Raw genomic sequence first — 17,503 nt, forward strand, 5'->3', positions numbered from 1 at the left:
CCTCAAAGTTTTGTCCGGACCGACCACAGTTCCGGGAAGAACCGGTGATCGAGCACACGGCGCAGATAACTGACGCCGGACGAACCACCCGTTCCCGGTTTTTGACCGATGATCCGTTCGACGGTACTCATATGGTTAAAGCGCCACATCTGTTGCTGGCTGCCGATGTCGAGCAGCTTTTCCCCGAGTTCATATAAATCCCAGTACTGTTCGACATCCTGATAGACGATGGCCCAGGCCGCTTCAACACTCGCGTCGGCTTCCCAGTCTTGCGTGACATCCCGGTTGAGAACCGCCTCGTCAATCGGTAAGCCGCGCCGGTGCATCGCCCGGACGGTCTCATCATAGATGCTCGGTGTCTGTAAGTCATCGTTCAATTGAGCAAACAGCGCCGTTTCATGTTCATAGACCCGTAACATCTGAGCATTTTTAAAGCCAAGCGAAAATTCGATTTGCCGGTTCTGATAAGACTGGAACCCGGAGGAATGTCCGAGTGAGTCCCGGAATTCGAGATATTCGGCCGGTGTCAGTGTCGAGAGGACGCTCCACGACTGGATCAGCTGTTGTTGAATTTTTGAGACACGGGCGAGCATCTTAAACGACCGTTCGAGTTGATCATCGGCGATTGCCTGAATGGCAGCCGTCATCTCATGCAAAATCAGTTTCATCCAGAGTTCACTTGTTTGATGAATGACGATAAACAACATCTCGTCATGGTGATCCGATAACCGTTGTTGGCTCGTCAAAAGCGAGTCCAGCTGTAAATAATCCCCGTAAGACATGTCTTTTTTAAAGTCGGTTTGAATCGACTCCTCAATGTTCGTCGCATCCGTCTGTTTCATGCCGATCGATCCCCTTTACGTCAAAGTGATTGTGAACGGTTTGTCTGATCCGCTTGCGGCGGATGATTTCGTTTCCAAAAAACATAGGCGATTGTCAGGAAAATCAACCACGGGATACCGAACTTCAAGACAATTTGGAAATCGGTAAACCAGGTCGTGATGACAAGCGCAAACAACAAGAGCGCACCAAGTGCGGTCAAATACGGATATCCCATCATCCGGACCGGCAGTTTTCGTCCGCCGTCCCGTTCCCAGGCTTTGCGGAAGTAGAGATGGGAGATGAAAATCATGAACCAGGTGAAGATGGCACCGAACATCGAAATCCCCATCATAAATGGATAAGAGACACTCGATTGGCTGCTGATGACGGCAGCGAGGAAAATCCCAAGCGTCGAAACAGCCAGGGCAAACAGCGGTACGCCTTTCGCATTCAGGCGGCTGAACATCCGCGGGGCATAGGTGGCTTTCGATAGCGAATACATCATCCGCGTCGAAGCATAGAGCTGACTGTTCATCGCCGATAAGGCGGCTGTCAGGACGATGAAGTTCATAATGCCGGCTGCACCGGGAATCGACAACATCTCCATGACTTTCACGAACGGACTTTCATCGACACCACCGGCCTGTTGCCACGGAACGATCATCAGCATCAAGGCAATCGTGATGACATAAAACGTCGACAGACGGAAGACGGTGGCCTTCAGTGCTTTCGGCACTGCGACATCCGGATCTTTTGCTTCACCGGCTGTCACGGCAATCAATTCGGTCCCGAGGAAACTGAACAGCGAGATGAAGACGGCAATCCAGAGACCGGAGAATCCGAACGGCATGAAGCCGCCGTCATTCGTAAAGTTTTGCGGACCAATCTCCGGTGAGCTGCTGCCGAACACTAAGTACGCGCCGAGAATCATGAACATCAGGATGGCACTGATTTTAATGACGGAGAACCAGTATTCGAATGTCGCAAACGTATTGACGGTCGTGGCATTGATGTAAATCAATGCTGCTGCGAAAACGAAAATCCAGATGTACCCGGGCACATCCGGGAACCAGTATTTCATGTAGATGGCGATGGCGCTGACTTCGACGCCGATCGCGAGGACATTCGCGACCCAATAAGAATAACGGACGAGGAAGCCGGCATAAGGACCGATGTACTTCTCCGCAATCGTTCCGAATGAGCCGGACGTCGGATGGGCGACGGTCATTTCCGCGAGACATCCCATCAACAGCAGGACGATGAAGGCGCCGATCGCATAGCTGACGAGAACACTCGGTCCGGCCAGACTGATCGCGAGACCGCTTCCGAGGAAAAGACCGGTTCCGATCGCACAGCCCATCGCAATCATCGTCAGTTGGCGTGTTTTTAAGTCACGCCGTAATTCAGTAGGATGTTCTTTCATAAAGCCTCCTTACGCGACGACTTCGCGTTCGTTCTTAAATTGTTCGTACTGTTTTTCGTCCATGATCGTTTTCAAAATCGAAACGACCTCATAGACGTCTTCAAAACTATTATACAAGGCAACAGGGGCCAGGCGGACAATATTCGGTGCCCGGAAATCAGGAATGACCTGATGGGCTTTCAGCGCTTTACAAATCCGTGCCGCTTCCGGATGTTCGAGACTCAGGTGAGCGCCGCGTCGTGTGTCGTCACGCGGATTTCCGATTACAAAGCCGTACGGCGTCAATTCCTGATCGACGAGCGCCATCATGTAGTCGGTCAGTGCCAGTGATTTTGTCCGAACGGCATCGATGCCGACTTCTGCAAACAACTCGAGCGCCCCAATTTGCGGGGCGAGGCTTAAAACGTGTGGTGTGCCGATTTGGAAGGCAGCGGCGTTTTCGGCAGGTGTCATCGTATGATTCATATCAAATTGTTTGTCTTTACGGGAACCGAACCAACCGGTCAGACCGGGCAATGTTCCGAAATGACGTTCATGGACGAATAATCCACCGACCGTACCGGGACCGCCATTCAAATGTTTGTAGTTGCACCAGTACGCAAAGTCGACGCCCCAGTCGTGAAACGCATGGGGAATCGCGCCGACGGAATGACACCCGTCAAAGCCGATCAGGATATCGCGGGCGTGCGCTTCCCGGGTCAGCCGTTCCATATCTAAAATCTGACCGCTCCGGTACAGGACGGTCGGCAGAACGATCAAGGCAATGTCATCCGTCATTGCGGCGATGATGTCCGCTTCATCAAGAAACCGTCCGTCGCGGCTTTCGACCTGAACGAGGTGTTCCGCCGGATCAAGTCCGCGCAACCGGAGTTGACTCTGGAGCGCATAAATATCGGACGGGAACGTCAAACTGTCGGCTAAAATCTTCGTCCGCGTTCCGCTTGGTGCAAAAAAGGTTGCGACGAGTTGATGCAGATTGACCGTCGTCGAACCGGTCACCATGACTTCGTCCGCACGGCCGCCGACGAGCGGGGCGTTTAAGGCAGCCAGTTTTTCCGACAGATCGAACCACGGATGCCGGCCTTTCATCCAACCGTCAATTCCGAGTTCCCGCCAATCGGCGAGCGATTCGAGTAACGTCGCTTCCGCCCGTTTCGACAACAGACCAAGTGAGTTGCCGTCCATATAAATCGAACCTTCCTGCAGATAAAATTCGTTCCGGTACGGAGCGAGTGCATCCTGTTGATCCTGTTCGATGGCGTGCTTGCGTGGTGCGGTCAATGTCATGTCCGTTCCTCCTTAAATGAATCAGTAATCAATTTTGAGAAAAGCGTAGCAAACAAATTGACACTGTGTCAATATTATCGGATAGAGAATCAGGAGAGGTGGTCGATGACGATGAAATCAGATAAATTTAAAGTGGACAAACGGCATTTGCGGACAGTCCGGACGCGGGAAAAATTATTGGTCGCAGCCCGGCACGTCTTTCTTGAAAATGACTTCCAGACGACGACGATTTCGCAAATCATCAAACGGGCGGGCGTCGGATACGGAACGGCGTACGTTCACTTTGAAGGGAAAGATGAACTGTTAATTGTGTTGATGGAAGACGTAATGGATCGTTTCCACCAAGTGGCGGAACAGCCATTTGAGCCGGGAACGGCTGAAGAAGCTCAAAAACAAATCGAGCAACAGGCAATGGCCTTTTTACAGCTGGCTGAGCAGGAGCGGGAGATGCTGCGGGTCGTCGAGCAGGCGATTGGCATCTCTTACGTCATCCGGACGAAGTGGAAACAGATTCGTGAGCGGTTTATTGAACGGATCAGCTGCGATATCCGCTATGCGCAAAGAACCGGATTGGCTCGTCCGGACCTAAATCCGGCACTCGTTGCCCGCGGCTGGTTTTTTGCCAATGAAATGTATCTGTTCGAAGTCGTTCGCGAAGAGACGACCGCGTCAATCGAAGAAATCGCCAAAACCTTAACTGCTGTGTATACGACCGGACTGTACGAACACGGTTAAAGAAGCTCGTTCCCGGGAAACCTGTAGGAGAAGGGGGCGTTGCACATGGCATTTGATTATGATCTTGATTTTAAGACAACCGATTTTCGGAAGGAACCGGAAAAATACCGGGTCGGACGGGGCGAACAGGGTGTGTTGCTCGTCGAACCGTATAAAGGGGAAATCTTGCCGCATTGGCGGTTCAAGACACCGGAAATTGCCAAAGAATCTTCCGAAAAAATCTATCAGATGTATCTCGACTATAAAGAGGCCGGAGACTTCGTCGGAATGGACATGGCGCGGAAGTTCATCCAGATGGGACATACACGGGCACGTCGGTATACGAATTATAAAGGCGGACGTAAGTATAAAAACAAAGAGACGGGTGAATTAAACGAGCGGAAAATTGATCCGGAAAAAGCGAAATCGGCAGAAATTTTTCAGGAAAAATGGGATTTGATCCGGGCGGATGAAGAGTACTTGAAGTTAAAGAAAGCTCATCAAAAACAGTACGGATGAACGGATTTTTAGTTTTCCATTTGCCTGTTTCTTGGCACTGAAAATGAAGGATTCAAAATTTGCTATGATGGGATTAAAAGGGAGGAGAATATATGCGTTATACGTACTGGGCGGCGTTGATCGGATTGATTATAAGTATGTATCTGTTAGTGGACTATACAGTGGAAACCGTTCCTGTCAGCATTTTGATCGGTTTACTGATATACAGTATCGGACTCAGCATCGTCGCGACGTTCGAAGTGTCTTCGTTTGAGCTTACTAGGCGTGCCTTTGTGACGACCCTTTTATTTGGACTGGTTCTGAATCATGTACTGGATTTGCGGATGACAGCTTTTTTACTCGTCCTGTTGGTCGTCGAAACGCTTGTCAAAACGCTCCGCTTCCTGCAAGTGCTTTGGTGGGACCGGGCGACGTTGCACGGCTGATATTTCTCTACCAGATGAAAAAAGCAGGAGGCCATCCGATTATTTAATCGGGCGACCTACTGCTTTTTTTAGACATCTGAATCAAGATGTCTGTTCAATCTTTTTAATTAAACGGGACTGACGGCGTTGCCAAATGACGGATCCGACCAATGTCACGGCAAGGAAAACGAGTCCGAGCATGAACGGATACAGAATGTTGACATCATATAACAGACCGGCCAGGGTCGGACCGAGGACGTTCCCGATGCTCATGTAGGCATTGTTCATCCCCATCGCGAATCCCTGCTCGTTACCGGCCAGTTTTGAAATCATCGTATTCAGGACCGGACGTAAGATTGAAGTCGCGAGGAAAATGACCAGCGTGACAGCGAAGAATCCGCCGTAGCTCGCCGTCAAAAGAGACAACAAGAATCCGAGTGTCGCAATCAACAGGAAGATATTCAGGACTTTTCCTTCGCCGAGACTGCGTGATAACTTATCAACGACAAAAATCTGGGCAATGACACTGATGATACCGGTCGACGTTACCATAATGGCAATATCTTTTGGTGAAGCACCAAACTGGTTGTCGACGAACAGACCGAGGACAGACTCGTATGCCATCAAGCCGAAACTCATGACAAGAGTGATGACGAGCGGAACGAAATACGGCTTATGGAACGATGCTCCAAGCTTTTTCCACATCGAGCCTTCATCCGGTGCCATCGCCGTCGCATCATGGACATCACTCTCCTGCAACAGTAAAACGCTGAATAAGACGGCAAGGAGTGAGACAAGTGCCGAGACGAGCAACGGTAATTTTAAATCAAACTCGGCAAGGAAACCGCCGATTCCGGGACCGATGACGATACCGAGTGACATGGCAGCAGAGACGAAGCTGTTACCTTTTGCACGCTGATCCATCGTCGTGATATCTGCGACGTAGGCAAAAATCGCAGGGATCAACAGCGCGGCACCGAAACCGCCGATCGCCCGGGAGATGTAGAGGATCGTAACAGAGTTCGAGAAATAAAAGACGAACATCGATAACGTCAATCCGATCAATCCGTAAATGATCATCTTCCGTCGACCGTATTGATCGGCCCATTTCCCGGCGACCGGTGACATGACGAGCTGGGCACCGGCAAAAATCGCAATCATCAGACCGGCTGCCGTACCACCTTGACCGATGGAAGCTAAGTAAGCGGGCAGAATCGGAATGATGATCCCGAAGCTCCCGACGGCAATGAACATGTTAATCATCAGAACCGTTAATTTTTTTCGTTGATCCGCTTGCAAGGGGATCCCTTCTTTCTACACGCTGGTGTAAGCGTTTATTTAATCTACCTTTACTATCTTAGTTTCAAGAGAAAGATCCTGTCAATTTTACCGCCCGTTACAAAAAAAGAATCACTCGCTTCACGCCACTCCTGCAGGATAGAGCGTGAAAAAACGAGTGATTCTTTTTGGAGTCGGTCTTTGTATCAACTATTAAGTGAACGGTTACGGTGTTTTCTTGAAAAGCCAGTTGACGTTTGGAGATAACAACGGTCGGAACAATCGAACGATCGGACGACTGGATAAAATCCACACGAAGAACAGCGCAAGCAAGAAGGATGAACCGATTAATAGCACCGGTGATTCGGCAATCCACGGCGGAACAAAATCACGGAACAGCCGGACGATAAACGAATGTAATAGATAAATCGCCAACGTCTGAATTCCGATTTGATCAAACCGTTCGCCGAAGGAGCGATGCGGGACCATCATCAGCACAGAGAAGATCATCACGGTACTGACCGCATATAAAAAGAGCTGGATCAAGGCACCTTTGAGAACCGGTACATCGAATTCACCGTACGTATCCCGGTAGAACAACCAGACTGTATCAAATCCATTTTTAGTCCAAACGGCCATAGCGACAGCGATGGCAACGGAAATGATCAATCCCGTCAAACGACCGAGGGGTGACGTCAGCCGGTCACGAATCTGCCCGTCCGCGAGCCATCCCCGCTCTTTGATGAGATAGCCCATCAAAAAGAACGGATAAAAACTGACGACCTTCTGTAAGGAAAGGAAGTTCGTGATGGAAACCGGATTGGCATTGATCAGCAGGGCAAACGCAATACTGATTAACAACGGATAACGTAAGGCCAGGAATCCAGGCGTCACGATTTGCCAAATGATGATCCCGAGCAGATACCAGAGCGTCCAGCTCGGAACAAGCGGATGAAGCAACCCGTCAATCAAGCCGTCGACCGTCTTTTCATTGACGTAAGCGAGATAGACTTCATGAATCGACTGCCAGATGAAGTAGAGGACGACAAACGAAATGATTCGTTTGGGTCTGACTTCCTTAAAAAAGTACCCGCTCATGAAGATGAACGCCGGCATATGCAGTAAATAAATGATGTTGTAGACCATCTGCACCGGATCATTTTGCTCAAGATTACGGAACGTTTCAATCAGATGGCCGAACACGACCATGAAAATCAATAATACTTTGTAGTTCCCGAGCCAATGATCATAAGAAAAGGTCATTGGTTTTGGTGTTGGATTCATTTGTCTTCTCCAAGAATGATTTGATCGACGAAACGCTGGCTCGATTTTCCGTCCTGGTGTTCGAAGAAATATTCCGTAAAGGCTTTGACGTTCTGCATCTCGAAATCTTCGTTTTTGATCCGTTCAATCAACTCTTCCGACGTACGGACGATCGGTCCCGGGACGAATTCTTCAAAGTCATAGTAGAAGTCGCGTTTTGAGATGTAATCTTCCAAATCGTAAGCGAAGAATAACATCGGACGGTCGAGCAGTGAAAATTCAAAACAAGTCGAAGAATAATCGGTAATCAAAATATCAGAGACGAACAGCAATTCGTTGATTTCCCGGTAGTCCGTCAAATCGAGGAAGAAGTCCGCATATACTTCCGGAATCTCCATCCGGCGGCGGACGAACGGATGCATCTTCAAGACGAAGACATAATCTTCATGGAACGCTTCGTATAAAGCATCCAAATCAAGTTGACTGAAGTCATAATGGGCACTTTTGGCGCCGTTCCCACGGAAAGTCGGGGCGAACATGATGACTTTTTTTGTTTTGAAGACAGGGTATTCTTCATAAATCCGTTCTTTGGCTTCGGCGATATACGTTTGATCAAAGAACATGTCTGTCCGGGGAATCCCAGTTGCGATGACTTGATCTTCCCTTAGGCCGAATCCTTCCGCGTAATGACGGGCGACGTTATGCGAGCTGACGATGGCTTTCGTGTAATTCCGGTGGCTGAGCGAGTTGGCGCTTGGACCACCCGGTTTGCCAAGACGGCTGTATCCGAATGTCTTGAAAGCTCCGACAGCATGCCAGACCTGGACCAGGTCGCTTCCTTTTCGGATGTTGAGCGGATAAATCATCGGATAAAAATCGTCGACCAAAATCGTTTTCGCCGTCGCGAGGTGGTAAGGCAATGTAAATTTGTCGCGCCAATCACGGCGGGACTGTAAGTTCGGTTTGAAGAACGTCTTCACGTCCAGGTTTAAATCCCGGCGCTCGATTTCGTTTAAGATATAGGCGAAGTTTCCGCTGACGTCACTTCGCGAGTCGGAAGCAAAAACAACTTTATTGTCTTGAATCGGTTGTGTCCACTTCGTGACATTGTAAATGCTCTTGAATGTAAAACGACGGAATTTGAACGCACGCTTCCGCCAATTCTTCTTGGATTTATTGAATTTTTCAATCAAGCGGATAAACCGTTTCGTCTCTCCCTGCTTAAGGGAATGGAAACCTAGGGTATTGCTGTATTCTGAATACTGGACGACCAGTTCATATTCAAGTTTGAGCAGGACGTTACTATGTTTTGTGTCAACACGATAAATGACCGGAATCAAGGAACGTGTGTCTCCAAATGGTGCTTCATGTAAAATGGACTTTCCTTGGACGATTGCGAAGAAAGCATCGAAGTAACCCATTGGGAGCGGGCGTCCGGTCGGAGTCAGGTGATTGAGATCAAGCTCACCGCTGAATGTTTCTTCTGTCCAGTCACCTTCGAACGGGAAACGAAGAATGAATGTCCGCTTGTTCCGTTTGTTGCGGAAAATGACGGCCCGTTCTAAAGGAATCGGTTCCGCTGGTGCCTCGGACTGGATGTATCCATCGTCCGGTTGTGTTTCTTCTGTGTCTTCAGGAGCGGCAGGATTCTCAAAAAGTAGCTGTTCGGCCTGAATGAAATCAGTTAATCCGAAAAGACGTGCCTCGAAGCGGAATTTGGTTCCCGCCAGTTCTAGATAGTTAACGTGTGCCTGTAACGTCGGCATCTGTGTTTCTTCTGTCAAAACAATCTCTCCTCGCTTAAATGATTACAATGCATTTACACAACAATGACAGATTTTTAAAATCATCATGAACATAGTATAGTGATATTAGAAATCATCCATCATTATATCGTGACGAAGCAAAAAAAATAGAACTTCGTCTATTTTTTTTGCTTTTGGCGGATAGAGTCATTAGAAAAAGATCATATTTTTTAAACATACCCACATCGCTGGTAAGTGGAAACAAAAAACTTTTTTTATTAAGGGAGGGAAGCAAAGTGACCCATGACAGCGCCATTGTCTATGGATGGGTCCTTTGCGATACAAGATGATTTATGCAGCAATCTTAGCAGGCGGAAAAGGAACGAGAATGGGGAATGTCGATCGTCCTAAACAATTCCTGTCAATCGGAGAACGTCCGATTATCGTGCATACCGTTGAAAAGTTTCTTTTACACGAAGATTTTGATCAAATCATTATTGTGACCCCAACGGCTTGGATTAACTATACACGTGATATTCTTGAGAAATATATCGGAACCGATGAGCGGATCGTCATCACGGCAGGCGGAAGCGACCGCAACGAGTCCATCATGGCGGCGATCAACTGGATTGAAAATAAAAACGGTTTGACAGACGAAGACGTCATCGTTACACACGATGCAGTCCGTCCGTTCTTGACGCACCGGATCATCAAAGAAAACATTTCAACGGCACTCGAGTACGGAGCATGTGATACCGTCATCTCGGCGATTGATACGATCGTCGCTTCGACGGACGGAAAAACGATTTCCGATATTCCGGTCCGCGATCAGATGTATCAAGGACAGACGCCGCAAAGTTTCCAAATCACAAAACTCAAAAATCATTACGAAGCATTATCAAGCGATGAGCGGGCAATTTTGACGGATGCCTGTAAGATTCTCTTGCTTAAAGGGGAAGCGGTGGCTCTCGTCACAGGTGAGTTGTTTAATATTAAAGTAACGACACCTTACGATCTCCGCATCGCCAATGCTATTTTGAAGGAGCGGATTCACCAATGATTAACCAAGTCTATCAACTCGTGGCGCCACGCCAAATCGAGGTGACGTACGACGAACGGTCACTCAATTCAGACCGGGTCGTCGTTCGTCCGACGTATTTATCGATTTGTCACGCGGATCAACGTTACTTTACGGGCAGCCGCAGTGCGGAAGTATTGGCAAAGAAGTTACCGATGGCGATGATTCATGAAGGCATCGGGAAAGTAGTGCATGACCCGTCTGGAACGTTTAAGATCGGTACGTTGGTCGCAATGGTTCCGAACACACCGTCGGAAACAGATGACATCATCGGAGAAAACTACTTGCGGACAAGCCGTTTCCGCTCGAGCGGTTATGACGGCTATATGCAGGATTATGTCTTCATTCAGCCCGATCGTCTTGTCGAAGTACCGGCTGATCTTGACCCGGAAGTCGCAGCCTTCACGGAACTGGTCAGTGTATCCGTTCATGCCATGACACGTTTTGATCAGATTGCCCACAGCCGTCGGGAAACATTCGGTGTCTGGGGAGACGGGAACCTCGGATTCATTACAGCATTGATGTTACGCAAACTGTATCCGGAAGCAAAATTGCTTGTCTTCGGAAAAACGCAATCGAAGCTCGATTACTTCTCGTTTGCTGATGAAACATATTATATTGATCAAATTCCGGACGACGTATCATTTAATCACGGATTTGAATGTGTTGGTGGAATCGGAAGTCAGTATGCGATTAATCAAATGATTGATTACATCATTCCAGAAGGAACGATGGCACTGCTCGGCGTTTCCGAAGACCCGGTTTCCGTCAATACGCGGATGATTCTTGAAAAAGGATTACGTGTCTACGGATCAAGCCGGAGTACACCGGCTGATTTTGCACGGACGATGGAATTGTATCAAATGTATCCGGATATTCCGGCCTATTTGTCGAATCTCGTGTCCGGTGTTTTCCAGATTCGACAAATCGAAGATATTCATCAAGCATTTGAAAGTGATTTGACGAATCGTTTCGGTAAAACCGTCATGGAATGGTGCATGTAAGAATGAAAGCGGAAAGAGAAGGGATCACGTTATGAAACAGAAATTACGTTTGATTCAGCGGCGAACAGTCCACTATTTGCTTGTCGTGACGTATTGGATCTCGAAGTTCTTTCCGGTACAGACAAAAAAAGTCGTCTTTGCGACCTATCGTTCGGATAAGCTCGTCGATAACTTTCGCGCCGTTTATGATGAACTTGAAAGTCGTGAACTCGGTTTTCAATATGTCTTTTTATTGAAACGTTTTCCACAAAATCTGATCGGACAAATCAAATACGTCTTTCATATGATGCGGGCGACATACGAACTGGCGACGGCCCGGTACTTCATCATTGATGACTATTACTATCCGGTCTATGTCTCGAAGTTGCGCAAGGGGACGGAAGTCATTCAGTTGTGGCATGCCTGCGGCGCCTTCAAGAAGTTCGGCTACAGCGTCCTCGATAAGTCCTATTCACCGGATGACGATTACTTGAAGATGGTGGCGATCCACCGGAACTATTCGAAAGTGTATGTTTCCGGAGAAGCCTGCATTGGACCGTTTGCTGAAGCATTTGGGATGGATTCCACCCGGATCCATCCGCTGGGTGTTCCGCGGACCGATCAGTTACTGAACCGGGAGCGGCAAGTTCAGATTGAGCATAAACTCTATGACCGGTATCCGGAGTGGCGGTCGAAAAAGCTGATTTTACTGGCACCGACATTCCGAGGAAATGGACAAACGACAGCGCATTACGATCAGGAACTGGATTTCCAGCAGTTTCGTGAACAGTTGGGACCGGATCATATCCTGCTGTTACGGATGCATCCGTTTGTCTTGAACCGTCCGGTCGTACCGGCAGAATTTTCAAACCAAATCATTGATATGACGGATTATCCGGATATCAATGACTTGATGCAGGTAGCGGATATTTTAGTGACCGATTATTCTTCCGTTATTTTTGAATTTGCTTTACTGAAAAAACCAATCATCTTCCTCGTGAACGATTTGAACGCGTATAGGGAAGAACGTGATTTTTACTTCCCATACGAATCCTTTGTACCGGGACCAATTGTTTCGTCATTCAATGACGTCATTTCCTGGATCAAGGCAGGTCAGTTCGAACCGGAACAGATTGAAGATTTCGCGGCACGGTTCTTTACGTATCAAGACGGACTGGCGACAAAACGGATCGTCAATCATATATTGACGGGAGCGCTCCCGGATGCACCGATGCGTCCAGAAGAACGGAAGACCGTTTGATTTAATCGAAGCGGATGAAACGAAACAAAGGTGGTGGATACTAAATCCGCCACCTTTGTTTGTCGTTCGGAATCAAACATCAAAAAAAGCGTCCGTCTTTTACGATTCCGTTTGGGGAGGGAATGAAAAGAAGGACGCTTTAACTATTATGATGGGGCTTGATTGGCGCGGACAGGGGTAGTCCGCAGAATGCGCACCGGTTTAGAAGTGCGTTAACTTGTCACGTGCTGCCGTTCGTTTTTTCAGCGGAGGAATTAAGGCGGGCCATCCGAATTGGATGATTCCTGCGACACGTTCATTTTCGGAAGCGCCGATCATTTCGGCATATTCCTCCGTGAACCAATGTTTTCCGCTTTTCCAGCAACAGCCGAGACCCAGTTCAGTCGCGAGAAGCTGAACGTTTTGAATCATGGCAGCAGTCGCGAGCAGATCTTCCATCTGCTGATCCTCTGTTCCTTTTACTTCATATAAAACGGTCAAATAAACAGGAACATCTGCAAATTTTTGACGCATCATCTGGCGTTGTTCGTCTGTTTTTTGATCCAGCTGTCCCCGCTTGGCAAGCAGCGTCATCAATTGGTCGACATACCGCTCTTGGCTTTCTTCGTTAACGAGGACAAATCGCCAAGGTTCACGCAATTTATGAGTCGGAGCATAGATGGCGGCTTCGAGAATTTCTTCAATCATTTCATTTGGAACCGGCTGATCGGTGTAAGCACGGACGGATCGTCGTTCTAAAATCAGTTGTCGGGTGTTCATGGTGATCATCTCCTGACGTAAGTACTCTTAGAATATAATTGATAACGATTATCATTGTCAACGGTTAATTAAAAAAACGCTGGTTCGAATCAGCGTTTGTCGGGTGAAGCAGCAATTTTTTTCTTGAGTTGCCGAATTCGGAATAAGGCGAACAAGTAATGTGCGAAATAGAGCGTGAAGCCAAAGAATACAGCTATCATGATATTAATCTGGACCCCGGGCACGACCGTTAAGTTCACAAAAAGAAGCACGCCCATCGAGAAAGTATAAAGGGCAGCTTCCAGTAATTGCGGCATCATCCGGTTTTTCTTCAGGAAAAACGACCGGATAATCGGCAAAATCACGAAGCTGACGAGACGATCCAGCAGACCGATCACTAATATGCTGATGATGATGGACAAAGGTCCTGCGAAGTATAATAAGTGTGGAAATAAGACATAAGAAACGAGCAGTAACGGTCCGATCAACAGGAAGATGGAGACGGACGCACGGAAAAAGATGAATAGACTGTTGATACTGATCAAAAAGGCACGTGTGACCTTTTGAGACCAGGATGAAGGGCGTCCGACTTGCCAGGCGAAACAGCAGGCAAAGATGAACGCATAAAATTGCAGAAAGGCAACCATAAAGCATCTCCTTTTAGATATGAAACTCAATGACCCTAGTGTAGCGATTTTAGGAAAGAAGTGCAAAGGCAAACAACTAAAAACCCGTTGACGATGTGCCGCCAACGGGTTCAGGAAAAGCCTTAATCGAGATTCGGTTCTTTTTTTCCGTGTAGGAAAAATGACAAGATCAGGGCGAGTGCAGACAAGACGGTCGCAACCCAAAACGCATCCGTGATTCCGCTGATCGTCGCTTGTTTCGTCAACTGCGTCATCCAGCTGACAGAAGCGGATTGCGAACTGCCGAGCTGTTGTCCCAACTCATTTAAATGCTGTGAAAGGGTCGGATCAAGTGTCGTAAACTGATTGGCGTCATCTGCCAGGTGAGCTGTCGTTTGACGTGTCATGACCGTGACGAGAATCGCTGTTCCGATTGAACCGGCGACCTGACGCAACGTATTTTGTGTTGCATTCCCGTGTGGAATCATTTTCATCGGCAAGGCATTCATTCCGGCTGTCATGATTGGCATCATGATGAAAGCCATTCCGAACGACCGGAGCATATAGATACCCATGATCGAATTATATGAGGTATTCATATCGAGTTGTGTCAGTTCCCACGTACCGTAGGTCATTAACGTCAAACCGAAAATAGCGAGCGGCCGGATACCGAAGCGGTCAAACAGTCGACCGGCGATCGGACCCGTGATTCCCATAATCAGTGATCCGGGTAACAACAAGAGACCGGAATCAATCGGTGAGAAACCGCGAATACTCTGCAAGTAAATCGGAAGCAGGAGCATCCCGCCGAACAAAGCCATCGTGACGATGATGTTGATGAATAAAGTGAACGAAAACTCCGGTACTTTCAAGACCCGGATATTTAACATCGGATCATCCATGGAAAGCTCGCGGAGCGCAAACGCTGCGATCCCTAAAATACCAATCAGAATCGTGCTGATGACGAGCGGGCTGTCCCAACCGTCATTACCGGCTTCACTGAATCCGTACAACAGGCTTCCGAAGCCGATCGTACTGAAAACAACACCGAGTGCGTCAAACTTCGGTTTTGATAAAGGCTGAACGAGTTTAAACCAGGCGACACCGAGTAAGAGTGTCAAAAGACCGAAAAAGGCCATTCCGTAAAACATGACATGCCAATCATAATTCTGAATGACATAGCCGGTAATCGTCGGACCGACTGCAGGAGCAAGAATCATCGCGATTCCGAGCATCCCCATCGCCGCGCCGCGTTTATGAGGCGGGAACAAAGTCATGAAGACATTTGAACCGAGCGGCATTAAAATACCGGCACCGGCTGCCTGAACGACACGGCCGATCATCATGACGGGGAAGTTCATCGCCATCGAACAAATGATTGATCCGAAGAAGAACAATGTCATGGAAACGAGGAACAATTGGCGGAACGTATAACTCCGCATCAAAAAGGCACTGATGGGAATCAGGATGCCGTTGACGAGCATGAACCCGGTCGTCAACCATTGTGCCGTCGAAGTCGAGACGTTAAAATCATTGATTAGGACGGGTAACGCGACATTGATCAATGTCTGATTCAAAATCGCGATGAACATCCCGATCAAGAGTACCGTCAAGACTTTTGGAATACTGATATCTGCCGTCACGAGCGGCGCCCGCTCCTGCGTTTTTACTTGCGGTGCAGGCATCGGAGCGCTGTCCGGATTGTTGAGTTGCACCTCATCGAGAGGAGCAGGGGCATCAGCAGCACCCGCCAGACGGGCCGGACGTGAACGCCGTGCAATCAGGTTGACACCGATGATCGTGACAACCATAAAAGCGATGTATCCGAAGAGGAAGGTCGTAGACATAGACGTCCCTCCTTAATCCTTATGAATGCGGACGGTCACATTCATACCAGGTCGAATGTCGAGTGATTTTTCTTGTGACAGTGAGACTTTGACCGGAATGACTTGCGCAACTTTCGTGTAGTTGGCAGTTCCGTTTGAAGACGGCATCATCGAAAATGTTCCAGCTGTTGTCATACCGATTTGTTCGACTTCACCGGATAACGTCGTGTCCGGATAGCTGTCCACGTAAACATCGACAGTCTGTCCGACTTTGACTTCATCAATGTCGGTTTCTTCGACGTTCGCTGTTACCCAAAGCTCATTTAAGTTAAAACCGTAAGCGAGCGGTGTTCCTGCTCCGACAACGCCGTTTTCTGTCGCCATCGACTGAACGACTGTTGCTTTTGTTGGCATAGAGATCACTGTACTGACTGGTTTTTGACCGGCTTGCGCCATCATGACGTGACCGAGTGTCGCGTCACTGTCGAGCGTTTGACCTGTTTTGGCTGTCCAGTCCGTCAGTTTACCGGCACCCGGACTTGCGATGGTAATCATTTTTCCGTCAATCTTGGCATTGTCTGTTTTCACGTAACTTGTCGCTTGATCGTAATAGTAGTAGCCGATCGCGCCTCCACCGATTAAAACAACCAGTGTCAAAATGTTAATCAATAATACTTTTTTCATGTTCATGATATGAAATGCATCCTTTCTTCCGTATACTCTGAGTTCCCCAGTCGTAACATAAAAAATACTCCTCTGGGGGAGGAGTAGTTAATATAGTTAATTATATGGAGAAGGAATCAACATACAACCGACAATTTCCGACAAAGTGTTGGAAAAGTCAATGATAGCGGATACAATATCAAAAAAAGGGGGTTCTAGCAGATGAATTCAGGACAAGATCCACGACCAAAGCGGTCACGTGACCGTATTACAAAAGAATTATTTCGTTTGCTGGACCGTCATCCTTTTTCGACGATTACCGTCAAGATGTTAACGGACGGAGCGGCGGTCAATCGATCGACCTTCTATGCGCACTTTACGGATAAATATGATTTGATGAATCAGATTGTAGACGATCATATGCGGCTTCTGATGGAAGCAATCCGGATTCAGGGAACCGGAGCACCGGCTGCTCCGTCGCTCGATCGGGTCAGCCGTTACTTCGAACGACTGTTCATCCATATTGAACAACATGAACAATTTTACCGGACGATGTTGCTGAACGGTCCGGTCAAAACGTTCATCTCGCGTTTTCTCGATACGTTAAAGGAAAATTATCAGCGGGTGTTCGAAGCGCACACGGTAACGGAAACCCAACTGGTCGATCGTGATTTATTGTTGAATTACGTGATCGGCGGACAGCTCGGGCTACTGATTTCCTGGTTACGAAACGGTCGTCCTTATTCGGCGGCCTACATGGCAGATCAACTCAGCCGGATGATTGTTTTCGGAACAGTCAAGAGCATCGGTTTTCCGGAACAATCGACTTAAAGTGATGTCAAAAAACCGCCCTTTCACCGGATGACGGGAAAG

17 protein-coding genes are annotated in these 17,503 nt (G+C 48.1%); 7 read left to right on the plus strand and 10 right to left on the minus strand.

Annotation, left to right across the window (positions count from 1 at the left end; all coding sequences use genetic code 11):
• Nucleotides 1-2 precede the first annotated feature (2 nt).
• Genes kynA through kynU form a run of 3 tightly spaced genes read right to left on the minus strand, consistent with a single transcriptional unit; the run spans nt 3 to nt 3,532 of the window.
• Entirely contained in the window at nt 3-842 is an 840-nt protein-coding gene (gene kynA / locus ABIC15_RS12245) for a tryptophan 2,3-dioxygenase (protein ID WP_012369091.1), read from the minus strand.
• A 20-nt stretch (nt 843-862) separates the two neighbouring features.
• Complete coding sequence (locus ABIC15_RS12250) at nt 863-2,245, minus strand: amino acid permease (protein ID WP_012369092.1); 1,383 nt, start codon at nt 2,243-2,245, stop codon at nt 863-865.
• 9 nt (nt 2,246-2,254) lie between these two features.
• The gene (gene kynU, locus ABIC15_RS12255; protein ID WP_354020839.1) at nt 2,255-3,532 is read right to left on the minus strand and encodes a kynureninase; all 1,278 of its coding nucleotides are present in this window, start codon (nt 3,530-3,532) and stop codon (nt 2,255-2,257) included.
• 105 nt (nt 3,533-3,637) lie between these two features.
• Here kynU and ABIC15_RS12260 point away from each other — a divergent pair, with 105 nt between their 5' ends.
• The 3 genes from ABIC15_RS12260 (at nt 3,638) to ABIC15_RS12270 (ending at nt 5,190) form a co-directional block, all read left to right on the plus strand.
• Nucleotides 3,638-4,267: a TetR/AcrR family transcriptional regulator gene (locus ABIC15_RS12260; protein ID WP_012369094.1), complete on the plus strand. Its 630-nt coding sequence runs from the start codon at nt 3,638-3,640 to the stop codon at nt 4,265-4,267.
• A 45-nt stretch (nt 4,268-4,312) separates the two neighbouring features.
• Complete coding sequence (locus ABIC15_RS12265) at nt 4,313-4,765, plus strand: DUF4385 domain-containing protein (protein ID WP_012369095.1); 453 nt, start codon at nt 4,313-4,315, stop codon at nt 4,763-4,765.
• A gap of 92 nt (nt 4,766-4,857) precedes the next feature.
• On the plus strand, nt 4,858-5,190 hold the full coding sequence (locus ABIC15_RS12270) for a hypothetical protein (RefSeq protein WP_012369096.1): 333 nt from the start codon (nt 4,858-4,860) through the stop codon (nt 5,188-5,190).
• A gap of 81 nt (nt 5,191-5,271) precedes the next feature.
• Here the strand turns inward: ABIC15_RS12270 and ABIC15_RS12275 are convergent, their stop codons facing one another.
• The 3 genes from ABIC15_RS12275 to ABIC15_RS12285 all read right to left on the minus strand — a co-directional run bounded on the left by ABIC15_RS12275 (nt 5,272) and on the right by ABIC15_RS12285 (nt 9,494).
• A complete protein-coding gene (locus ABIC15_RS12275; RefSeq protein ID WP_012369097.1) occupies nt 5,272-6,468 on the minus strand; it encodes an MFS transporter in 1,197 nt (398 codons plus the stop codon).
• A gap of 204 nt (nt 6,469-6,672) precedes the next feature.
• Complete coding sequence (locus ABIC15_RS12280) at nt 6,673-7,731, minus strand: acyltransferase family protein (RefSeq protein ID WP_012369098.1); 1,059 nt, start codon at nt 7,729-7,731, stop codon at nt 6,673-6,675.
• The gene (locus ABIC15_RS12285) at nt 7,728-9,494 is read right to left on the minus strand and encodes a CDP-glycerol glycerophosphotransferase family protein (protein ID WP_354020840.1); all 1,767 of its coding nucleotides are present in this window, start codon (nt 9,492-9,494) and stop codon (nt 7,728-7,730) included. The genes ABIC15_RS12280 and ABIC15_RS12285 overlap by 4 nt, the downstream gene beginning before the upstream one ends.
• A 307-nt stretch (nt 9,495-9,801) precedes the next feature.
• Here ABIC15_RS12285 and ABIC15_RS12290 point away from each other — a divergent pair, with 307 nt between their 5' ends.
• Genes ABIC15_RS12290 through ABIC15_RS12300 form a run of 3 tightly spaced genes read left to right on the plus strand, consistent with a single transcriptional unit; the run spans nt 9,802 to nt 12,777 of the window.
• Nucleotides 9,802-10,515, plus strand: coding sequence for an IspD/TarI family cytidylyltransferase (locus ABIC15_RS12290; RefSeq protein WP_114597238.1), 714 nt, complete (start codon nt 9,802-9,804; stop codon nt 10,513-10,515).
• The gene (locus ABIC15_RS12295; RefSeq protein ID WP_012369101.1) at nt 10,512-11,537 is read left to right on the plus strand and encodes a ribitol-5-phosphate dehydrogenase; all 1,026 of its coding nucleotides are present in this window, start codon (nt 10,512-10,514) and stop codon (nt 11,535-11,537) included. The genes ABIC15_RS12290 and ABIC15_RS12295 overlap by 4 nt, the downstream gene beginning before the upstream one ends.
• Nucleotides 11,538-11,568: 31 nt before the next feature.
• Entirely contained in the window at nt 11,569-12,777 is a 1,209-nt protein-coding gene (locus tag ABIC15_RS12300) for a CDP-glycerol glycerophosphotransferase family protein (RefSeq protein ID WP_214766673.1), read from the plus strand.
• 201 nt (nt 12,778-12,978) lie between these two features.
• On the opposite strand, the gene ABIC15_RS12305 is transcribed toward ABIC15_RS12300, so the two are convergent.
• The 4 genes from ABIC15_RS12305 to ABIC15_RS12320 all read right to left on the minus strand — a co-directional run bounded on the left by ABIC15_RS12305 (nt 12,979) and on the right by ABIC15_RS12320 (nt 16,657).
• Nucleotides 12,979-13,536 carry a nitroreductase family protein gene (locus ABIC15_RS12305; protein WP_012369104.1) on the minus strand — a complete coding sequence of 186 codons (558 nt, stop codon included), beginning with the start codon at nt 13,534-13,536 and terminating at the stop codon, nt 12,979-12,981.
• A gap of 89 nt (nt 13,537-13,625) precedes the next feature.
• On the minus strand, nt 13,626-14,162 hold the full coding sequence (locus tag ABIC15_RS12310; RefSeq protein ID WP_214766669.1) for a hypothetical protein: 537 nt from the start codon (nt 14,160-14,162) through the stop codon (nt 13,626-13,628).
• Nucleotides 14,163-14,284: 122 nt separating this feature from the next.
• On the minus strand, nt 14,285-15,988 hold the full coding sequence (locus ABIC15_RS12315) for a DHA2 family efflux MFS transporter permease subunit (RefSeq protein ID WP_354020841.1): 1,704 nt from the start codon (nt 15,986-15,988) through the stop codon (nt 14,285-14,287).
• Nucleotides 15,989-16,000: 12 nt separating this feature from the next.
• On the minus strand, nt 16,001-16,657 hold the full coding sequence (locus tag ABIC15_RS12320) for an HlyD family secretion protein (protein WP_354020842.1): 657 nt from the start codon (nt 16,655-16,657) through the stop codon (nt 16,001-16,003).
• Nucleotides 16,658-16,852: 195 nt separating this feature from the next.
• Between ABIC15_RS12320 and ABIC15_RS12325 the strand changes: the two genes are divergently transcribed.
• Nucleotides 16,853-17,461 (plus strand): TetR/AcrR family transcriptional regulator, encoded by a 609-nt coding sequence (locus ABIC15_RS12325; protein WP_214766665.1) that lies wholly within the window; start codon nt 16,853-16,855, stop codon nt 17,459-17,461.
• Nucleotides 17,462-17,503: the final 42 nt, after the last annotated feature.

Origin of the sequence: Exiguobacterium sp. PvP048, assembly GCF_040549175.1 — a bacterium.
Taxonomy (GTDB): Bacteria; Bacillota; Bacilli; order Exiguobacteriales; family Exiguobacteriaceae; genus Exiguobacterium_A; species Exiguobacterium_A artemiae.